General features: G+C 68.4%; 17 protein-coding genes and 1 pseudogene. 9 read left to right on the top strand and 9 right to left on the bottom strand.

What is annotated here, in order from left to right; translation table 11 throughout:
• From AC1DJH_RS20225 to AC1DJH_RS20205, 5 genes are all read left to right on the top strand, one after another.
• A complete protein-coding gene (locus tag AC1DJH_RS20225; RefSeq protein ID WP_478186912.1) occupies window positions 1-789 on the top strand; it encodes a cell division protein FtsQ/DivIB in 789 nt (262 codons plus the stop codon).
• A 28-nt stretch (window positions 790-817) separates the two neighbouring features.
• Entirely contained in the window at window positions 818-2,047 is a 1,230-nt protein-coding gene (ftsA, locus tag AC1DJH_RS20220; RefSeq protein ID WP_013539446.1) for a cell division protein FtsA, read from the top strand.
• A gap of 168 nt (window positions 2,048-2,215) precedes the next feature.
• Entirely contained in the window at window positions 2,216-3,436 is a 1,221-nt protein-coding gene (ftsZ, locus tag AC1DJH_RS20215; RefSeq protein WP_435441254.1) for a cell division protein FtsZ, read from the top strand.
• A gap of 267 nt (window positions 3,437-3,703) precedes the next feature.
• Window positions 3,704-4,627, top strand: coding sequence for a UDP-3-O-acyl-N-acetylglucosamine deacetylase (lpxC, locus tag AC1DJH_RS20210; protein WP_435494036.1), 924 nt, complete (start codon window positions 3,704-3,706; stop codon window positions 4,625-4,627).
• A gap of 14 nt (window positions 4,628-4,641) precedes the next feature.
• The gene (locus AC1DJH_RS20205; protein ID WP_435441256.1) at window positions 4,642-4,818 is read left to right on the top strand and encodes a hypothetical protein; all 177 of its coding nucleotides are present in this window, start codon (window positions 4,642-4,644) and stop codon (window positions 4,816-4,818) included.
• A gap of 30 nt (window positions 4,819-4,848) precedes the next feature.
• On the opposite strand, the gene ruvC is transcribed toward AC1DJH_RS20205, so the two are convergent.
• Complete coding sequence (gene ruvC / locus AC1DJH_RS20200) at window positions 4,849-5,397, bottom strand: crossover junction endodeoxyribonuclease RuvC (RefSeq protein WP_435445100.1); 549 nt, start codon at window positions 5,395-5,397, stop codon at window positions 4,849-4,851.
• 150 nt (window positions 5,398-5,547) lie between these two features.
• Here ruvC and AC1DJH_RS20195 point away from each other — a divergent pair, with 150 nt between their 5' ends.
• The gene (locus tag AC1DJH_RS20195) at window positions 5,548-7,620 is read left to right on the top strand and encodes an ATP-binding protein (protein WP_478186911.1); all 2,073 of its coding nucleotides are present in this window, start codon (window positions 5,548-5,550) and stop codon (window positions 7,618-7,620) included.
• Window positions 7,621-7,715: 95 nt separating this feature from the next.
• On the opposite strand, the pseudogene AC1DJH_RS20190 reads toward AC1DJH_RS20195, so the two are convergent.
• From AC1DJH_RS20190 to AC1DJH_RS20180, 3 genes and pseudogenes are all read right to left on the bottom strand, one after another.
• A pseudogene (locus tag AC1DJH_RS20190) lies at window positions 7,716-7,868 on the bottom strand (phosphatidate cytidylyltransferase); the annotation flags it as partial.
• Window positions 7,865-7,990 carry a hypothetical protein gene (locus AC1DJH_RS20185; protein WP_478186910.1) on the bottom strand — a complete coding sequence of 42 codons (126 nt, stop codon included), beginning with the start codon at window positions 7,988-7,990 and terminating at the stop codon, window positions 7,865-7,867. The gene AC1DJH_RS20185 and the pseudogene AC1DJH_RS20190, both read right to left, overlap by 4 nt.
• A 1-nt stretch (window position 7,991) precedes the next feature.
• Window positions 7,992-8,873, bottom strand: a complete 882-nt coding sequence (locus AC1DJH_RS20180; protein ID WP_478186909.1) for a lysophospholipid acyltransferase family protein — start codon at window positions 8,871-8,873, stop codon at window positions 7,992-7,994.
• Window positions 8,874-8,882: 9 nt separating this feature from the next.
• Here AC1DJH_RS20180 and AC1DJH_RS20175 point away from each other — a divergent pair, with 9 nt between their 5' ends.
• Window positions 8,883-9,299, top strand: coding sequence for a ribosomal maturation YjgA family protein (locus AC1DJH_RS20175; RefSeq protein WP_478186996.1), 417 nt, complete (start codon window positions 8,883-8,885; stop codon window positions 9,297-9,299).
• Here the strand turns inward: AC1DJH_RS20175 and AC1DJH_RS20170 are convergent.
• The 5 genes from AC1DJH_RS20170 to AC1DJH_RS20150 are packed head-to-tail and all read right to left on the bottom strand — an operon-like array spanning window position 9,265 to window position 14,530.
• Entirely contained in the window at window positions 9,265-10,008 is a 744-nt protein-coding gene (locus AC1DJH_RS20170) for a transglycosylase domain-containing protein (protein ID WP_435441261.1), read from the bottom strand. The genes AC1DJH_RS20175 and AC1DJH_RS20170 overlap by 35 nt on opposite strands.
• Complete coding sequence (gene aroE / locus AC1DJH_RS20165; protein ID WP_478186908.1) at window positions 10,005-10,871, bottom strand: shikimate dehydrogenase; 867 nt, start codon at window positions 10,869-10,871, stop codon at window positions 10,005-10,007. Before aroE ends, AC1DJH_RS20170 begins: the two co-directional genes overlap by 4 nt.
• 49 nt (window positions 10,872-10,920) lie before the next feature.
• Window positions 10,921-11,772, bottom strand: a complete 852-nt coding sequence (locus tag AC1DJH_RS20160) for an energy transducer TonB (protein ID WP_435441263.1) — start codon at window positions 11,770-11,772, stop codon at window positions 10,921-10,923.
• 49 nt (window positions 11,773-11,821) lie between these two features.
• A complete protein-coding gene (locus AC1DJH_RS20155; protein ID WP_478186907.1) occupies window positions 11,822-13,888 on the bottom strand; it encodes a ribonuclease catalytic domain-containing protein in 2,067 nt (688 codons plus the stop codon).
• 48 nt (window positions 13,889-13,936) lie between these two features.
• Window positions 13,937-14,530, bottom strand: coding sequence for a YqiA/YcfP family alpha/beta fold hydrolase (locus tag AC1DJH_RS20150; RefSeq protein ID WP_472120243.1), 594 nt, complete (start codon window positions 14,528-14,530; stop codon window positions 13,937-13,939).
• Between the two features lie 406 nt (window positions 14,531-14,936).
• Here AC1DJH_RS20150 and AC1DJH_RS20145 point away from each other — a divergent pair, with 406 nt between their 5' ends.
• Both AC1DJH_RS20145 and AC1DJH_RS20140 read left to right on the top strand, forming a co-directional pair.
• Complete coding sequence (locus AC1DJH_RS20145; RefSeq protein WP_472120244.1) at window positions 14,937-15,692, top strand: response regulator; 756 nt, start codon at window positions 14,937-14,939, stop codon at window positions 15,690-15,692.
• 6 nt (window positions 15,693-15,698) lie between these two features.
• Window positions 15,699-17,534, top strand: coding sequence for a sensor histidine kinase (locus AC1DJH_RS20140; RefSeq protein ID WP_478186906.1), 1,836 nt, complete (start codon window positions 15,699-15,701; stop codon window positions 17,532-17,534).
• Window positions 17,535-17,544: the final 10 nt, after the last annotated feature.

The following is a 17,544-nucleotide window of genomic DNA, read 5'->3' as shown; positions in this document are numbered from 1 at the left end:
ATGGCCGACAGCATTCCCGCGCCCTTCGACGTCAAGCTCATGAACATCGTCGCGAACATTGCGTTCGTGATGGTGACGCTCATGCTGCTGGCGGCGGGGGCCTGGTGGGTGCTGCGCCAACCGTTCTTCCCGCTGGCCGGCATCAAGGTGGACGGCGAGGTCACGCACAACAACGCGGTGACCCTGCGTGCCAACGTGGCGCCGCAGCTGAACGGCAATTTCTTCACCATCGACCTGGCGCGTGCGCGCACCGCCTTCGAGTCGGTGCCCTGGGTGCGCAGCGCAGTGGTGCGCCGCGAGTTCCCGAACAAGCTGCACGTGACGCTGACCGAGCAGGTGCCGGTGGCCACCTGGGGCGACGACGCGGGCTCCAAGCTCATCAACGGCTTCGGCGACGTGTTCGAGGCCAACGTGGCCGAAGTGGACGACAACCTGCCGCGCCTGGATGGCCCTGTCGAACAGGCCGGCCAGGTGCTGGGCATGTACCGCGTGCTGCAACCGCAGTTCCAGCCCTACGACCTCGCCATCGACGAGCTCACGCTGTCGAGCCGGGGCAGCTGGAAGGTGGTGCTGGACAGCGGTGCCGAGCTCGAGCTCGGCCGGGGCCAGAGCGAGGAGGTGACGGCCAGGCTGCAGCGGTTCCTGAAGACCGTGACCCAGGTCGCGGCGCAGTACCGCCGCACGATGGCCGATGTCGAAGGCGCCGATCTGCGCCACAACGACGCGTATGCATTGCGGCTGCGCGGCGTCACCACGGTCTCGGCAGAGGCCCCAAGAAAAATCAAGTAGCGAACACCGAGGAATCGAGGACATATCAATGCCCAAAGAATACAAAGACCTGGTCGTAGGACTGGACATCGGCACCGCCAAGGTCATGGTGGTGGTGGCCGAGGTGCTGCCCGGTGGCGAGCTCAAGCTGGCCGGCCTGGGCATTGCGCCGAGCAACGGCCTGAAGCGGGGCGTGGTGGTGAACATCGACGCCACGGTACAGAGCATCCAGCAGGCCTTGAAGGAGGCCGAGCTGATGGCCGACTGCAAGATCAGCCGCGTCTACACGGGCATCACCGGCAGCCACATCCGCGGCATCAACTCCAGCGGCATGGTGGCGGTGAAGGACAAGGAAGTGACGCCCGCCGACGTGGCCCGCGTGGTGGAGACGGCGCGCGCCATCAACATCTCGAGCGACCAGCGCCTGCTGCTGGTGGAGCCGCAGGAGTTCGTGATCGACGGGCAGGACGTGAAGGAGCCGATCGGCATGAGCGGCATGCGCCTGGAGGCCAAGGTGCACATCGTGACCGGCGCGCAGAGCGCGGCCGAGAACATCATCAAGTGCGTGCGCCGCTGCGGCCTCGAAGTCGACCAGCTGATGCTGAACCCGCTGGCCTCGAGCCAGGCGGTGCTGACGGAAGACGAGCGCGAACTGGGCGTGGTGCTGGTGGACATCGGCGCGGGCACCACCGACGTGGCGATCTTCACCAACGGCGCGATCCGCCACACGGCCGTGATCCCGATCGCGGGCGACCTGATCACGAGCGACATCGCGATGGCGCTGCGCACGCCGACCAAGGACGCGGAAGACATCAAGGTCGAGAGCGGCTATGCCAAGCAGCTGCTGGCCGACCCCGACCAGCAGGTCGAAGTGCCGGGCCTGGGCGACCGCGGCCCGCGCATGCTGAGCAAGCAGGCGCTGGCCGGTGTGATCGAGCCGCGCATCGAAGAAATTTTCTCGCTCGTGCAGCAGGTGGTGCGCGAGTCGGGCTACGAAGAAGTGCTGTCGTCGGGCGTGGTGCTCACGGGCGGCAGCGCGGTGATGCCGGGCATGGTCGAGCTCGGCGAAGACATCTTCCTGAAACCTGTGCGCAGGGGCATCCCGAAGTATTCCAGCGCGTTGTCCGACATGGTGGCGCAGCCTCGCGCCGCTACAGTCATGGGCCTTCTGGAAGAGGCACGTTTCGCACGCATGCGTGGCTTCAAGGTTGCACAGAAGAACGGGTCGGTAAAGACTGCATTCGGACGTTTCAAAGACTTCATCGTGGGGAATTTCTAGCCATGATCAAGTCTCCACTGTGGCTCGCACGCGGAAGCCCCCCTTTGCATTTCAATGAGCGATGGCGACGCACAGGTCCACCATCGTGACGCTCGCACGTTGATCTCGTCACGGCACAAGAATATTCACAGATACATAACGGCAACTGCAAGATTCAAGGAGTTAAAAATGACCATCGAAATGATCGAAGTCGAAGAGTTCAATCAAGGCACGCAGATCAAGGTGATCGGTGTTGGCGGTGGCGGCGGCAATGCGGTCGCCCACATGATGGAGCGTGGCGTGCAGGGCGTTCAGTTCGTCTGCGCGAACACCGACGCACAGGCACTGCAACGCAGCAACGCGCACAAGATCATCCAGCTCGGCACCAGCGGCCTGGGCGCCGGCAGCAAGCCCGACAAGGGCCGTGAAGCGGCCGAGCTCGCGGTGGACGACATTCGCGCGGCCATCGACGGCGCGCACATGCTGTTCATCACCGCCGGCATGGGCGGCGGCACCGGCACCGGCGCGGCGCCCGTGATCGCACGCGTCGCCAAGGAGATGGGCATCCTCACCGTGGGTGTGGTGACCAAGCCCTTCGACTGGGAAGGCGGCCGCCGCATGACCAACGCCGACGCCGGCCTGACCGAGCTCGAAGCCAATGTCGACTCGCTGATCGTGGTGCTCAACGAGAAGCTGCTCGACGTGCTGGGTGAAGACATCACGCAGGACGAAGCCTTCGCGCATGCCAACGACGTGCTGAAGAACGCCGTGGGCGGCATCTCGGAGATCATCAACGAGTACGGCGGCGTGAACGTCGACTTCGAAGACGTGCGCACCGTGATGGGCGAACCCGGCAAGGCCATGATGGGCACGGCCGCCGCAGCCGGCCCGGACCGCGCGCGCATCGCTGCCGAACAGGCCGTGGCCTGCCCGCTGCTGGAAGGCATCGACCTGTCGGGCGCCAAGGGCGTGCTGGTGCTGGTGACGGCATCGAAGGGCTCGCTGAAGCTGAACGAGTCGAAGCTGGCGATGAACACCATCCGCGCCTACGCGTCGCCCGATGCGCACGTGATCTACGGCGCCGCCTACGACGAGAGCCTGGGCGACGAAATGCGCGTGACCGTGGTGGCCACGGGCCTCTCGCGCGCGGAAGCCCGCCGCCAGGCCCCGACGCTGGAAGTGATCCGCACCGGCACCGACAACATCCCGTTCACCGTGCCCACGCTCGGTGGCATGGGTCACGCCGGCAGCGGCGGCAACGGCGGCCACCAGCCGAACTACGACGGCATGGCCGTTCCCAGCGTGTGGCGCACCAACCGCACGATGGCCGCAGCCAAGGTCGACGCGCTGTCTTCGGGCGGCATGGACGACTTCGAGATTCCGGCGTTCCTGCGCCGCCAGGCCGACTGAGCCTGGCTCGCCCCCAGGCTGCGTTTACTTCGTGCCGCTTCGCCACCCCCTGCCGGGGATGCGCGAAGCGGCCTACCTGACGCAGAGGGCACGAGGGATCGCAAGGGGTGCGGGGACGACCTGAAAGGGACGTCTGCCGGCTCTAGGCGCTGCGTTCATCTCGTGCCCTTTGCGTCCATTTGCCTGGATTGCATAGAACCCATGTCTATCGGTGCCATAGCCAGGGGCATAGGGCGCCACGCCGGTGGCGCGCCTAAAATCCCCGGCGTGCTGCAACAACGAACCCTCAAGTCGATCAGCCGCGCCGTCGGCGTGGGGCTTCACAGCGGGCAACGCGTGGAACTGACCCTGCGTCCGGCCCCGGCCGACACCGGCATCGTGTTCCGCCGCGTCGACCTGCCCGAACCGGTCGAGATCCGCATGACCGCCGAGGCGGTCACCGACACGCGCCTGGCGTCCACCGTCTCCGAGGGCGGCGCCAAGGTGCAAACGGTCGAACACCTCATGTCCGCCTGCGCGGGCCTGGGCATCGACAACCTCTACATCGACATCACGGCCGACGAAGTGCCGATCCTCGACGGGTCGGCTTCGTCCTTCGTGTTCCTGCTGCAAAGCGCGGGCATCGCGCTGCAGAAGGCGCCGCGCCGCTTCATCCGCGTGACCCGCAAGGTCGAGGTGCGCGAAGGCGAGGGCGCCAACGAGAAGTGGGCGAGCCTGGAGCCGTACCACGGCTTCAAGCTGGCCTTCGAGATCGATTTCGACCACCGCGTGGTCAATTCGACCGGCCAGCGCGTGGAGTTCGACCTGGGCACCGATTCGTACAGCCGCGACATCGCACGCGCGCGCACCTTCGGCTTCACCAAGGAAGTCGAGTACATGCGCAGCAAGGGCCTCGCGCTCGGCGGCGGGCTGGACAACGCCATCGTGATGGACGACACCAAGGTGCTCAATGCCGGCGGCCTGCGCTACGACGACGAGTTCGTGAAGCACAAGATCCTCGACGCCATGGGCGACCTGTACGTGGTCGGCAAGCCGCTGCTGGCGGCCTACACCGCCTTCCGCTCGGGCCATGCACTGAACAACAAGCTGCTGCGCGAACTGCTCTCGCACAGCGACGCCTACGAAGTCGTGACCTTCGACGACGAGAAGCGCGCACCGCGCGGCTTCAACGAAGTCGCTCGCGCCTGGTAGGGCGCGGTTCCCCCATGCTTCTTTTCCGCTGGGCCATCCTGTTCCTTTTGCTGGTGGCGGGCGTGTCGTTCGCGTTCTACGCGGGCACGGGGCAGGTCAAGTACCGGCGCTTCGGCTGGATCGTGCTGAAGTGGACGCTGCTGGCCGCGTTCGGCTTCTTCGCGGTGCTGATCGCCGAACGCGTGGCCTGAAGCTTTCCGGGCCTCGCGCGACGCGACCGCTCAGCGCGAACGCCCTTGCCGGTAGGTGCCGGCATGCGTCTTCGACAATTCAGCTGCCTGCGCAAGCCGCGCCATCGAACGGCCCACCTGCGCATGCGTGATGGCGATGCCCAGCGCGTCCGCCGCGTCGGCGCCGGGCACGCCGGGCAGGTCGAGCAGGCGCCGCACCATCTCCTGCACCTGTGCCTTGGCGGCGCCGCCGTGGCCGGCCACGGCCTTCTTCATCTGCAGCGCGGTGTACTCGGCCACCGACAGGTTGTTCGTGACCAGTGCCGTCACGCAGGCGCCGCGTGCCTGCCCCAGCAACAGCGTCGACTGCGGGTTGACGTTCACGAAGATGATCTCCACCGCCGACGCATCGGGCTGGTAGCGCGCGGTGATCTCCGCGATGCCGTCGAACAGCACCTTCAGGCGTGCCGGAAGGTTGCCGCTGCCCAGGTGACGGGTGCTGATGGTGCCGCTGGCCACGTAGCGCAGCGCATGGCCGTCCGCGTCGACCACGCCGAAGCCGGTGGTCTGCAAGCCGGGGTCGATGCCAAGAATGCGCATGAAAGGAAACGTAAAGGCCTAAGCCCGGGTAAAGAGAGGCCAAAGAGGTGCGAAGCCACGCGGGAAAGTCGTGCGATCGCGGGCAGAATCCGAGCCGATTCGGACCGTCCGCCCCGCTTCTCGCAGGGCGCGCCACACAAGGAAGCGAATGTGAATGTAGTCGAGTCCTCCGCGCAGCGGCAACTGGACGAAGCCCGGGCCCTTCTCGAACGCGCGCACGACCCCGCCGAACGCGCCGCGGCCCACTTCAGGCAAGCCGAATTGCTCGATGAACTGGGCCGTCGCGGCGAGGCGCTGGCCGCCTGCAGCCGGCTGCTCGAGGAGTTCGCAGGCCAGCCCGCGCATGGCGTGGTGGTGCCGTGCTGCCAGGCGTTGCGCCTGCTGGCGCACATGCTGCGCCAGATGCACCGCCCCGCCGATGCGCTGACCACGCTCGACCGCCTGGTGGCCGCGCACGGGCACCGCAGCGAACCCGAGATCCGCGCGCACATCGCCGACGCGCTGTTCCAGCGCACCTGGCTCATCGACGAGCCCGCAGCCCGCTGCGCGGCGTGCGATGCCATGGGCGAGCTGCTCGACGCGCAGCCCGACACCGTGCTCGACGCGTGGCGCGTGGAAGCCCGGTTGCTGAAGGCCGACACCGAACACCACCGCGGCATGCCGCAGGACGCACTGGCCACGCTGGACGCCGCCATCGAGCGCTTCGACGCCAGCACCGACCCTGGCGTGGTGCTGCGCGTGGCGCGGGCGCGCCTGGCCTCGGTGCTGAACCTGCGCGAGCTGGCGCAGCACACCCAGGCCCAGGTGGTGTGCCTGCAGGTGGCCGACCAGATCGAGGCCGGGCTTGCCGATGCGGCGCCCGAACTGCGCGCCGAGGGCGTGCGTGCATTGACCCTGTTCTTCGACGGGTTGGGCCTCGACGAGCAGGCGCGGCGTGCCGAGCTCGTCGGCTGGCTGCTCGAGCGTTATGGCCGCGATGCGTCGTCGCAGGTGCGCCGCATGGCGGCGGTGCGCGCCTACGACTGGGCCGTGGGGCTGCGCGACCAGGGCGACGGCGCGGCGGCGCTGGCCGCGTGCGACCGGTTGCTCGCCACCTTCGCCGGCGACACCGATGCCGCGGTGCGGCGCACGCTGGCGAGCGCGCTGCTCAACAAGGGTTTCGTGCTGCTCGAGCTGCTGGGCCGGGCAGACGATGCGCTTGCGGCGTATGAGCAGCTCATGATCGACCTGCGCAATGCCGGCACCTCCGAGCTGCAGGACATGCTGGGCAAGGCCACGTCGGGCCGCGCGGCGTGCCTGAGGCGGCTGCGCCGCACGGGCCCGGCCGATGCCGGCGAGCTGTCCGCCGAGCTGCGCGACGAGGTCCGTGACAAGGTGAGGCAGGGCCGCAAGCACGGCGATGCGGGCGAGTCGCTGGAGGCTGTCGCGCGCTTCGACGAGGTGATTGCCGCGCATGGCGCATCGAGCCACCCCGAGTTGCGCCGTCAATGCGCGCGGGCGCTGGTGCACAAGGCGTTCTGCCTGATCGCGCTCGAGCGCTTCGCCGAGGTCGTGGCCGCCGCCGACGCCATGGACGCCAGCTACGGCGCCGATGCCTCGGCGGCCATGCAGGAGCAGGTGGCGCTGTGCCTGCAGTACAAGAGCACGGCGCTGGACCGCCTGGGCCAGCGCGACGAAGAGATGCGGGTGCACGACCAGATCGTCGCGCGCTGGGGCAACTCCGAGCTGCCCGACCTGCGCGCGCGCGTGGCCGGTGCGCTGTTCCGCAAGGGCGCCGCCTTGCGCCAGGCCGGGCGGCTCGCCGAAGCCGTCGCCTGCTACGACGAGGTGGTCATGCGCACCGCCGTGGCCCGCGAGGGCGCGCTGCAGCTGTGGGCGGCCAAGTCGATGATCAACAAGGCCAAGGTGCTCAAGAAACTCGGCGACCCGGCGGGGCAGGCCAAGGCCTACCGCGTGCTCATCGCGCGTTTCGGCGAGTCGGGCGATGCGGCGCTGCGCGAGCGCGTGGTCAACGCCTGCGAATGGCTGGCCGAGGCGGAAGGGCAACAGGGGCGGGTGGAGGCGCAGCGCACGGCGCTCCAGCTGGCCTTGGGCCGCTTCGGCACGGCCTTGTCCGCGGAGCAGCGCACGCGCATGTCGCGCGAACTGCAGGCCGTGAAGGCCAAGGCCCTGGGCCGCATGGCGAAGCAGGCCTTCGACCGCGTGGTGCGCCGCAAGGCCTGAACTTCGGCACGGACGATCAAGTCGTCTTCCGGTGCATGCCGCGGAACCGGCTTTGCCGGGCCGCAGGTATGGCCCCCCTGCAAGGTGGGGGCCGTCTACGCGTTGAAGTACCAGCGAATGGAGTGGAAGAAGATGGGTGCGGCGAAGCACAGCGCGTCGACCCGGTCGAGCAGGCCGTTCGCACCGGTCACGCCCACGCCCTTCTTGCCCCAGTTGGGAATGCCCCGGTCGCGCTTGAGGGCCTTCAGCGGCGCTCCCTGAAGGTCAGGAAGAAGGCCGTGGTGCTCACGATCACGAGCACGCCGAAGACGATGAGGAAAAGGGCCGCGACCTGCTGGGTCGGGGTGAGGTTGCGCAAAAACTGGTTCATGTCAGACGTCGCGCAATGCGATCACGGCGGCACGCGCGCGATCGAGGAAGGGTCGGCGCTCTTCGCCTTCTTCCACGCGAAGCGGCGCGCCGAAGGTCACGGAGCAAAGAATGGGCACCGGCACGATCTCGCCCTTGGGCATGACGCGCTGCACGTTGTCGATCCAGGCCGGCACCAGCACCACGTCGGGGAACATCGTCGCGAGCGCGTAGAGGCCCGACTTGAACTTCTGCGGCTCGCCGGTGTGGCCGCGCGTGCCTTCGGGAAAGATGATGATCGAGTCGCCGCTGCGCAACGCTTCGATGAGCGGGGCCAAGGGGTCGGGGGCGGGCGGTGCGTCGGCTGCTGGCGGCTCGGGCTGCGCTGCCATGGCCGGTGGTTCAGGCGCGCGCGGCGGCGGCGGTGGCGGGGCGGGAAGGTCGAGCCGGCCCTGCACGTCGTTCACGACTTCCGTGGGTGTGTCCGCGAAGGGCAGCGACATCGGAAGCAGCGGCTCCATCGAGGGCTCGATGCGTTCGGCGGGCGGCGCCGCGACGGCGCGTGGCGGGGGTGGTGGCGGTGGGGCTTCTGCCGCTGCCGCTGCGGCGGGAGCCGCTGGCGCCGTTGCGGCGCGCTCCACATACACCGCGTTGAACACTTCCGTGGTGATCCAGCGCTTGAACGGCGTGTTGGCCCAGTAGTCGCGTGCCGCGATCGGCCGCGTGATGCTGCGCAGTTCCTCGGGCAGTGCCGCCCAGATCATCACGAGGTCGGCGTGGCTCTGGTGGTTGGCGAAATAGATGCGTTGCTCGGCCTTCGGTGGACACCCGTACCAGCGCGCTTGCGCGCCTGTGAGCAACCGGACGATTCCCAGCAACAACCAACCCGTGAGCTTAGCCAGCATATGGGCGCGATGATACGGGCCATGCGATGGCGTTTCGATCCTCTTTCTCTGGCATGGGCGGTGGCCCTTTTCATCTTGCTCGTGCTGCTGGCCACCGTCGGCGCGCGATGGGGCTGGGTGCGCAGCTTCTTCGGCGACGTGCTGGCCGTGGTGTGGGTCTACTTCGTGTTCAAGACGGCGATCGGCGCGCGCGTGTGGCCACTGGCGCTGGCCGCGCTGGGCGTGGGTTGCGCCGTCGAACTCGGGCAGTACCTGGCATCGGTGTGGCACCTGCGCATTTCGAACCGCGCGCTGCGCATCGTGCTCGGCAGCACGGCCGACTGGTGGGACGTGGCGGCCTACGTGATCGGCTTTGCGGCGGTGCTGGCGCTCGAAGGCCTGCGCGATTCGATCAGGGCAGCTCGGCCGAGGACATCCGCGCCATGACGGTCGACGCCCGAGTGCTCAGGTAGGGAGAGCCGGGCCGCCGCTCGAAGAACTTGGGGCTCGGCAGCATCACCGCGAGGCGCGCGGCCTCGTTGGCGCTCAGGCGCGACGCGGGCTTCCTGAAGTAGTACTGCGACGCCGCTTCGGCGCCGAACACGCCTTCGCCCCACTCGACGTTGTTGAGGTACAGCTCCAGGATGCGCTGCTTGCCGAGAAACACCTCGAGCAGCGTGGCGAGCACCAGCTCCTGCCCCTTGCGCAGCATGGTGCGCTCGCCCGACAGCAGCAGGTTCTTGGCGAGCTGCTGCGTGATGGTGGAGCCGCCGCGCAGGCGCACCGGCTGCACCGGCCTGCCGCGCGCCACCCCGCGCGCGGTGCGCTTGGCCGCCAGCTCCTCGGCCTTGGCGTTGCGCTGGCGCGCGCGCTCGATGGCCTCCCACTCCACGCCGTTGTGGTCGACGAAACCGGCATCCTCGCTCGCGATGACGGCACGCTTGAGCGTGTCGTTGATCTGCGCATAGGGCACCCACTCCTGCCGCCAGCCCGCGCCGCGGCCCTGGTGAATGGCGATCTGCCAGGCCTCGGAGCGCTGGAAGGCGGTGCTCTGCGGATCGACCACGGCCATCGTGGCGATGCGCACCACGAAGAACAGCTCGAGCGCCACGCCCGCCACCACGAGGCAGGCGATCAGGCGCAGCACGGCCTTCATGGTTTCGCCTGAACAGGAGCGAGCGTTGCGCGCACTTCCGCCAGCACCTGCGCCGACGGCGGGCGCACGCCGCGCCAGATCTCGAAGGCCTCGGCCGCCTGCTCGACCAGCATGCCGAGCCCGTCGCGCGCGACCGCACCGTGCGTCTCGGCCCACGCCATGAAGCCCGCGGCCGCCGGGCCGTACATCATGTCGACCGCGAGCCCGCCGGCACGCAGCACGCGTGCGTTCACCGGCACCGCATCGCCCGCGAGGCTGGAGGCCGTGGCGTTGACCACCACGTCGAAGCTGCCCGGCACCTCGTCGAGCGCCCAGGCTTCCAGCGCGGCGCCGTGGCGCAGCGCGATGGCCGCATGACGGCGCACCAGTTCTATGGCCTTGCCGACCGTGCGGTTGGCCACCACGACGCGCGACGCGCCGGCGTCGAGCAGCGGGCCGAGCACGCCGGCGGCTGCGCCGCCTGCGCCGATCAGCAGCAGCGACTTGCCCTTCAGCGGCACCGCGGCGTTGTGCACGATGTCGTTGACCAGGCCGATGCCGTCGGTGTTGTCCGCGTGGATGCTGCCGTCGTCCGCGAAGCGCAGCGTGTTCACCGCCTGCGCGAGCGAGGCGCGTTCGCTGACGTGCTGCGCGAGCGCGGCGGCGTCGAACTTGAAGGGCACGGTGACGTTACAGCCGCGCGCGGTGTCGCCGCGCTCGGCGGCCTCCCGGCGGAAGGCCGCGATGCCTTCGGCGAAGGCGCCGAGGGGCACCAGCCGCCGGCCGTAGTCCATCTGCTGGCCGCAGAGTTCGGCAAAGCGCGCGTGGATGCGCGGCGAGCGGCTGTGCTCGACCGGGTTGCCCACTACACAGTACAGGTCCATGGCCTTGTCTCCGCTGCCGCCGGTGGCGTTGTCTTGTCGTGTTGACGGGTTACTGGGACGAGAGCTCGATGGTCTCATCGCGCGTGAACTTGAATCGCGACTGCAGCACGATCTGGTCGCTCTGCTTGCGCATGGCGTCGGTGAACTTGCCGAAGTTGCCCACGCTGCGCACGATGGCCTGCGCGCGCCGGTCGAGCGTGACGTCGCCAGAGCTTTCGTCGACGGCGGTGTCGAGCACCTTGCCGTCGAAGTTGACGGTGATGGTCATCTTCAGCTCGCCGTAGAGCTTCTTGCCGGCGGCCGAAGGAAAGTTCTCGGTGCCCTTCAACTCGATGCGGCGGCGCAGCGTGTCCACGTAGATCGCGTAAGCCGCTTCCCGCGTGGCGGGGCTCAGGTAGCGTTTCTTGGGGCGCGCGTTTTCCTCGTTCACGCGGCGCTCGATCTCGGCGACCAGCTCGACCATCTGGCGACGCTTTTCCTCGCGCGCTGCGGCCTCGGTCGGCTCGCCCGCGCTGCGCGGATCGGGCACCGGCATGGCGGCCAGTTCGCGCTTGATCTGCGCGAGCATCTGCATCTGCTGGGCCTGCAGCGCCTCGACCTGGCGGCGCGAATCCTCGAACGAATCGCCCATGGCGGTGAAGCTCGACGGCGGCAGCGGGCTGGTCGCGCGGCCCCTGTCGAGGTCGCCGCCGCCCGCGAGCGAGGTCTGCGCCATCACGCGCGCGTTCGCATCGGGCTTGTCGTTGGTCTTGCTGTTGACTAGGATCACTTCGAGCGGCGTTTCGCTGAAGACCTTGTTGAACGACTCAGGGTCGACGAAGCGCACCGCGAGCAGCGCGGCGTGCGCAATGACCGACACGCCCAGAGCGATCTGCAGCGTGCTGAGGTCCTTGAAGTTCATTGCTAGAAACTCCTCCAGGGGCGCATTTCTCCGGACGAACCGCCGGCGTTCATGCGGGCGTGTTTTCGGGCGCGGCCTCGTTGTCCGTCAGATCGACGGCAATGGCGATCGGGCCTGCGACCACTTCTTCGTCGTCACCCTCTTCGTCGGCAGCCGCATCGGCCGCGTCGGTTTGAGGCGCGTCGAGGCGTTCGATCACCGTGCCGGACACGTCGAGCGCGATCTCGTCGATCTCGCCGAGCTTCACGCGCAGGCGCGCGCCGCGCTCCTGCTGGCCGGCCACGGGGAACACCAGCGGCAGCGTCTCGGCACGCACCAGCGCGCCGTTGGGCAGGTCCTTGATGACGGTCGCTTCCAGCTCGGTGATGCCCTGCTGCTGCAGGTACTTCAGTGTCCAGAAGCGCTCCATGCCGCCCTGGTAGGCGTTGTAGGTCGCGTAGGCCGCATCGAAGCCCGAGAGGATCGAGAACAGGTCGGCGTCCTTCGGCTTGAACGGCGCGGCCAGCGCGGCGGTCTTGCCGTGGCGCGCGGCCGCGATGATCTGCCACTGGTTCACCAGGTCGGTGTAGCGGCGCAGGGGCGAGGTGCTCCAGGCGTAGCTCTTCACGCCCAGGCCCGCATGCGGCAGCGCGCGCGTGCCCATGCGCACCTTGATGCCGGGCGCCAGGCTGGCCTGGCTGCGGTAGAGGCCGGGCACGCCGAGTTCGCCCAGCCAGTTGCCCCAGGTGCTGTTGGCCAGGATCATGGCCTCGGACACGATCAGGTCGAGCGGCGCGCCGCGCTGGCGCGTGCCGATCTGCACCTGCTCGTTGCCGACCGGCTCCTTGCCGTCGTTGCCCACGAGGCGGAAGTTGTAGTCGGGCCGGTTGAAGTTCTCGGGCTTGCCGCGCGCCACTTCGCGCTGCGCCTTCAGCTGCTTCGCCAGGCGGAACAGGAACGAGAGCGGGGCGCGCAGCTTGGCCGCGGCGTCGGGCGTGTTGTCGCTCTGGAAGGAGGCGTCTTCGAGCCAGGGCTGCGTGACGACGGCATCGAGCTGGTCGTGGCGCAGGTTGGCCACGATCGGCACGCGCTCCAGCTTGGTTTCGGTGCCCTGCAGCTCGAGCGTGGCTTCGTCGAAACGCGCATAGAGCGACACGGCCGGGCGGTCGCCGCCTTCGAGCAGCGTGTAGGTGTCGACCACCTCGTCGGGCAGCATCGTGATCTTGTAGCCGGGCATGTAGACCGTCGACATGCGCGCACGCGCCACGTTGTCGATGGCGCTGCCGGGCGTGAGCGCCAGGGCAGGCGCCGCGATGTGGATGCCGACGGTGACGGTGCCTGTGCCCAGGCCCTGCACGGACAGCGCATCGTCGATTTCGGTGGTCTGCGAATCGTCGATCGAGAAGGCCTCTACGCCGGTGGCGACGGGCAGTTCGTCCACGATGGCCGGTGCCGCGAGCGTGGGAAAGCCGGTGCCCTTGGAGAAGTTCTCGAACAGGAAGCGGCGCCAGTGGAACTGGTAGGGCGAGTCGATGGCGCCGGCGCGTTCCAGCAGGTCGAGCGGGGCGCGCTGCGTGGCGCGCGAGGCATCGACCACGGCCTTGTATTCGGGGGCGTTCTTGTCAGGCTTGAACAGGATCTTGAAGAGCTGCTCGCGGATCTGCGGCGGGCACACGCCCTCGGCCAGCTGCCCGGCCCATTCGACGATCTGCGCCTGCACGGCCTTTTTTTTCTCGATGGCGGCCAGCGCCTGCTGCACGATCTCGGCCGGCGCTTTCTTGAAACGCCCCTTGCCCGCGCGGCGGAAGTAATGCGGCGCCTCGAACAGCGCGAACAATGCCGCGGCCTGCTGTGCGAGCGACGGCTTGTCGCTGAAATAGTCGGCCGCGAGATCGGCAAAGCCGAATTCCCCCTCGGCTGCGAATTCCCAGGCGAGGTCCAGGTCCATGGTGGCGGCGAGCGTGCGCGCCTCGGCGATCAGCTCAGCGGGCGACGGTTTTTCGAACCGAAGCACGATGTTGGCGCTCTTGACCTTGACGCGCTTGCCCGTGTCGAGCTCGACCTGCGCCGACGCTTCGGCCTCCGACAGTACGCGGCCGCCGAGGTACTTGCCGGCTTCTTCAAACAATACAAACATGGGCAGGATTCTCCCACGCAGGAGGGAGGCCGCCCGGCCCCGCCGTGTTCAGACGGGGTTGATGAACGCCATCACGTCGTCGAGATGGGCTTTCTCGAAATCCGACAGGGCGTGGTCGCTGCCTTCGAGCAGCTTGATGTTGCTGTCGGGATAGCGCGCGGACATTTCGTGCCAGTCGAGCGCCTCGTCGCCCTTGGCGATGATCGCGAAGACGCGCTCGGGCCGCGTGAGCTGGCCGACTTCCATCGCGCGCAGCTCATGGATGTACTCGGGACGGAAGTAGAAGTGCTCGGACGGGTCGTGCCACACGGTCTGGTCGCCGATGTAGCGTGTGAGGTCGCGCGCTGGATGCACCGCGGGGTTGAGCAGCACGGCGCGGCAGCGCGTCATGCCGGCCACGTAGGTGGCGTAGAAGCCGCCGAGCGACGAGCCGACCACCGCCATCGACTTGCGCGGCCAGTGCGCGATGCCCTTCATCACCAGGTCGATCGCGTCGTGCGGCGACGGCGGCAGTTGGGGGCACCACCAATGCAGATCCGGGTGGCGCTGCGCCACCCGCTCGGCCATGATTCGAGCCTTGGTCGAACGGGGCGAAGAGCGAAAGCCGTGCAGGTACAACAGGTGAGTGGTTTGCGGATCCATGCGAGGAAAAAAGGGTGGGTGCCGACGTAGCTCCTCACTTGCGGGAAGCGGGTAATTTTGCATGAGGTCTGTTCTCGCGAGGCCGCTTCCAACGTACAAAAACCCCGCTGTGCGGGGTTCTTCGGTAAAGACACAGCTTACCGTTGACAGGGGTGCTTGGGCGTCCTGCATGCACCCTTGTCAGGTGTTTTGCATGCGAGGAATTCAAAAGTATTCAGAGCACAGCCATGGAAGCTACGAATGGTCTACGTTCGGACTACTTCGTCTGCGCAGAGCCTGGCATGTGCGGGTGTGCCATTGCGCTGCTCAGGCTGCTGAAAGCGGCGCAAGTGTCGTGGCGAGGCTGGCTGTGCGCATCCCATGAACGGGTGAGGCTCGCCGGGATGTGCGGCGTACCGCGCGGCTTATGCTTGCACCCATGAACACCGAGACCCAGCACGACGCCACGCCACGCCGCTGGGGCGTGCTCGTTGTCGAAGACGACAGTCGCGCGCGCGCATTCTTCGAAGCCAGTGTGCAGCGCAGCCCGCGGCTTTACTGGCTCGGCAGCGCCGGCACGGTGCAGGAGGCGCTGGCCTGGTTGGCCCATACGGCCACGATTCCCGATGTGCTGCTGGTCGACCTCGGCATGCCCGACGGCACCGGGCTGGACGTGATCCGCGACGCCGTGACGCGTTTTCCGGGCTGCGAGCCGCTGGTGGTGTCGGTCTTTGGGGACGAGGAGAACGTGCTCGCGAGCATCGAGGCCGGTGCTGTCGGCTACATCCACAAGGACGCCGCGCCGGAGGACATCGCGCAGACCATCGTGGAGATGAAGGCCGGCGCCTCGCCGATCTCGCCCATGATCGCGCGCCGCGTGCTGGCCAAGTACCGCAGCCTGCAGTCGGCCGCCTTGCCTGGCGCATCCGCCGCCGTGGCGGGCGCCGCCCTCGAGGCGGCTTCCGAGGAGTCCGACCGCGGGTTGCTCTCGGCGCGCGAGCACGAGGTGCTCACGCTCATCGCACGCGGTTTCTCCTATGCGGAAATCGCGCGGCTCAAGGGTCTGAGCGTGCACACGGTGCAGACCCACATCAAGAACCTCTACGGCAAGCTCGCGGTGCACTCCAAGAGCGAGGCGGTGTTCGAAGCGACGCGGCTCGGCCTGCTGTCACATCCGGGCTGAGGCCAGATGCGGCCGAGGCTGGTGTCGCTGCTGGTGCTGTGGCTGGCGCTGCTCGTGGCAGGCTGTTCGGGCGTCGCGACTGCGGCGGAAACGCCTGTCGAGTTGCGCCGCGGTACCGTGACCACCGTGGTCGACGGCGTCATCCGCACCGAGCCGGTCGATCTGTCCTACCATTGGGACCGCCGGCACCACGGGCGCCCCGGGTTTGCGCGATTCGACCTGCCGTTCAGGCTCGATGCCGCGCCCGAGACGCCGTGGGGCATCTTCATTCCGCGCGTCGGCAATGTCTTCGAGGTGCAGCTCAACGGGGCGCTGCTGCAGGTCTACGGCGACCCGGAACGCGGCAACGACGCCGACTATGCCAAGGCGCCGATCTATGTGCCCGTGCCCGGGCGGTTGCTCAAGCAGGGCGACAACCTCCTGCAGATCCGCCTGCGCGCCGACACCGCGCGGCGCGCCGGCCTGTCGCGCGTGGTGATCGGTCCGGCGGCGCCGGTGCGAACCGAACTGTTCGAGAGCGCGTATGCGTGGCGCTTCACCGGCTCGGTGCTGCTGACCGCCTTCAGCCTGGTCGTGGGCGGTATCGCGCTGGGGCTGTGGCTCACGCAGGTCGACGCCCCGGGCAACGGCGCAAGCCGGCGCGACGGCATCTACCTTTGGGCCGCGCTGGCCGAGTTCTGCTGGGCGGTGCGCGTGGCCGACGGCGTGATCGCCGAGCCGCCGCTGCCCTGGGGCGTCTGGGGCGTGCTCATGGCGGCCTGTTATGCAGGCTGGACCGCCTCGGCCATGATGTTCTGCTTTCACCTCTCGGGATGGGCCCGCGAGCCCCGCCTGCAATGGCTGCGCTGGCCCCTGTCCGCGCTGGTGGCCGGCACCGTGGCGGCGAGTTCGCTGGCGTTGCGGCGCGAGGAGCCGCTGTGGCTCACCGGCTGGCTCGCCGTGGAGATCGTGTTCGTCGCAGGCTTCGTGGGTGCGTTCCTGGTGGCCACGGTGCGCCGGCCGGGCACCGAGCAGTGGCTGGTGGCCGGCGCGGCGCTGGTGTCGGTGGCTTTCGGCGTGCGCGACTGGCTGGTGATCCGGCTGAGCGACGCCTATGGCGAAACCACGTGGGTGCGCTATTCGTCGGTGTTCTTCGGTGTGGCGCTGCTGCTCATCGTGCTGCGGCGCTTCCACGCCGCAACGGTCCAGACGCGCGGCTGGGTCACCGCGCTGGGCGACCGCGTGGCACAGCGCGAGCGTGAACTGGCGGCCACCTATGCGGAGCTCGAGGCGGTGGCGCGTGACCAGGCGCGCACCCACGAGCGCGAACGCATCCTGCGCGACATGCACGACGGCGTGGGTTCGCACATCAGTTCGGCCATCCGGCAATTGCAGTCGGGCCAGACCAGTTCGGGCGACCTGCTGCGCACGCTGCGCGATTCGCTCGACCAGCTCAAGCTGTCGATCGACTCCATCCACCTGCCCCCTGGCGACGTGGGCGCCTTGCTGGCGGCGGCGCGCTACCGGCTGGAACCCCGGCTGGCGGGGGCGGGCATCGCGCTTGAATGGGCGGTGGACGAGCTGGCGCCGGTGGCGCGGCTCGACGCGCAGGCCATGCGACAGCTGCAGTTCCTGCTGTTCGAGGCGATCTCGAACGTGCTGCAGCACGCCCAGGCCAGAGTGCTGCGCATCGAGGCCGGCATGCAGGGCGCAACGCTGCTGTTGCGCGTGATCGACAACGGCAAGGGCTTCGACGCAGCGCTCGCGCCGCGGGCGCTGTCGGAGCGCGCGGGGGCCATCGGCGCCCGGCTGGCGGTCGAAAGCCGACCGGGGCGCACGGTCGTTCAACTCACTTTCGATTGAGTCGGCCGGC

The organism is Variovorax sp. 10N412 (genome assembly GCF_056394985.1).
This window is presented reverse-complemented; position numbering and strand designations above follow the sequence as displayed.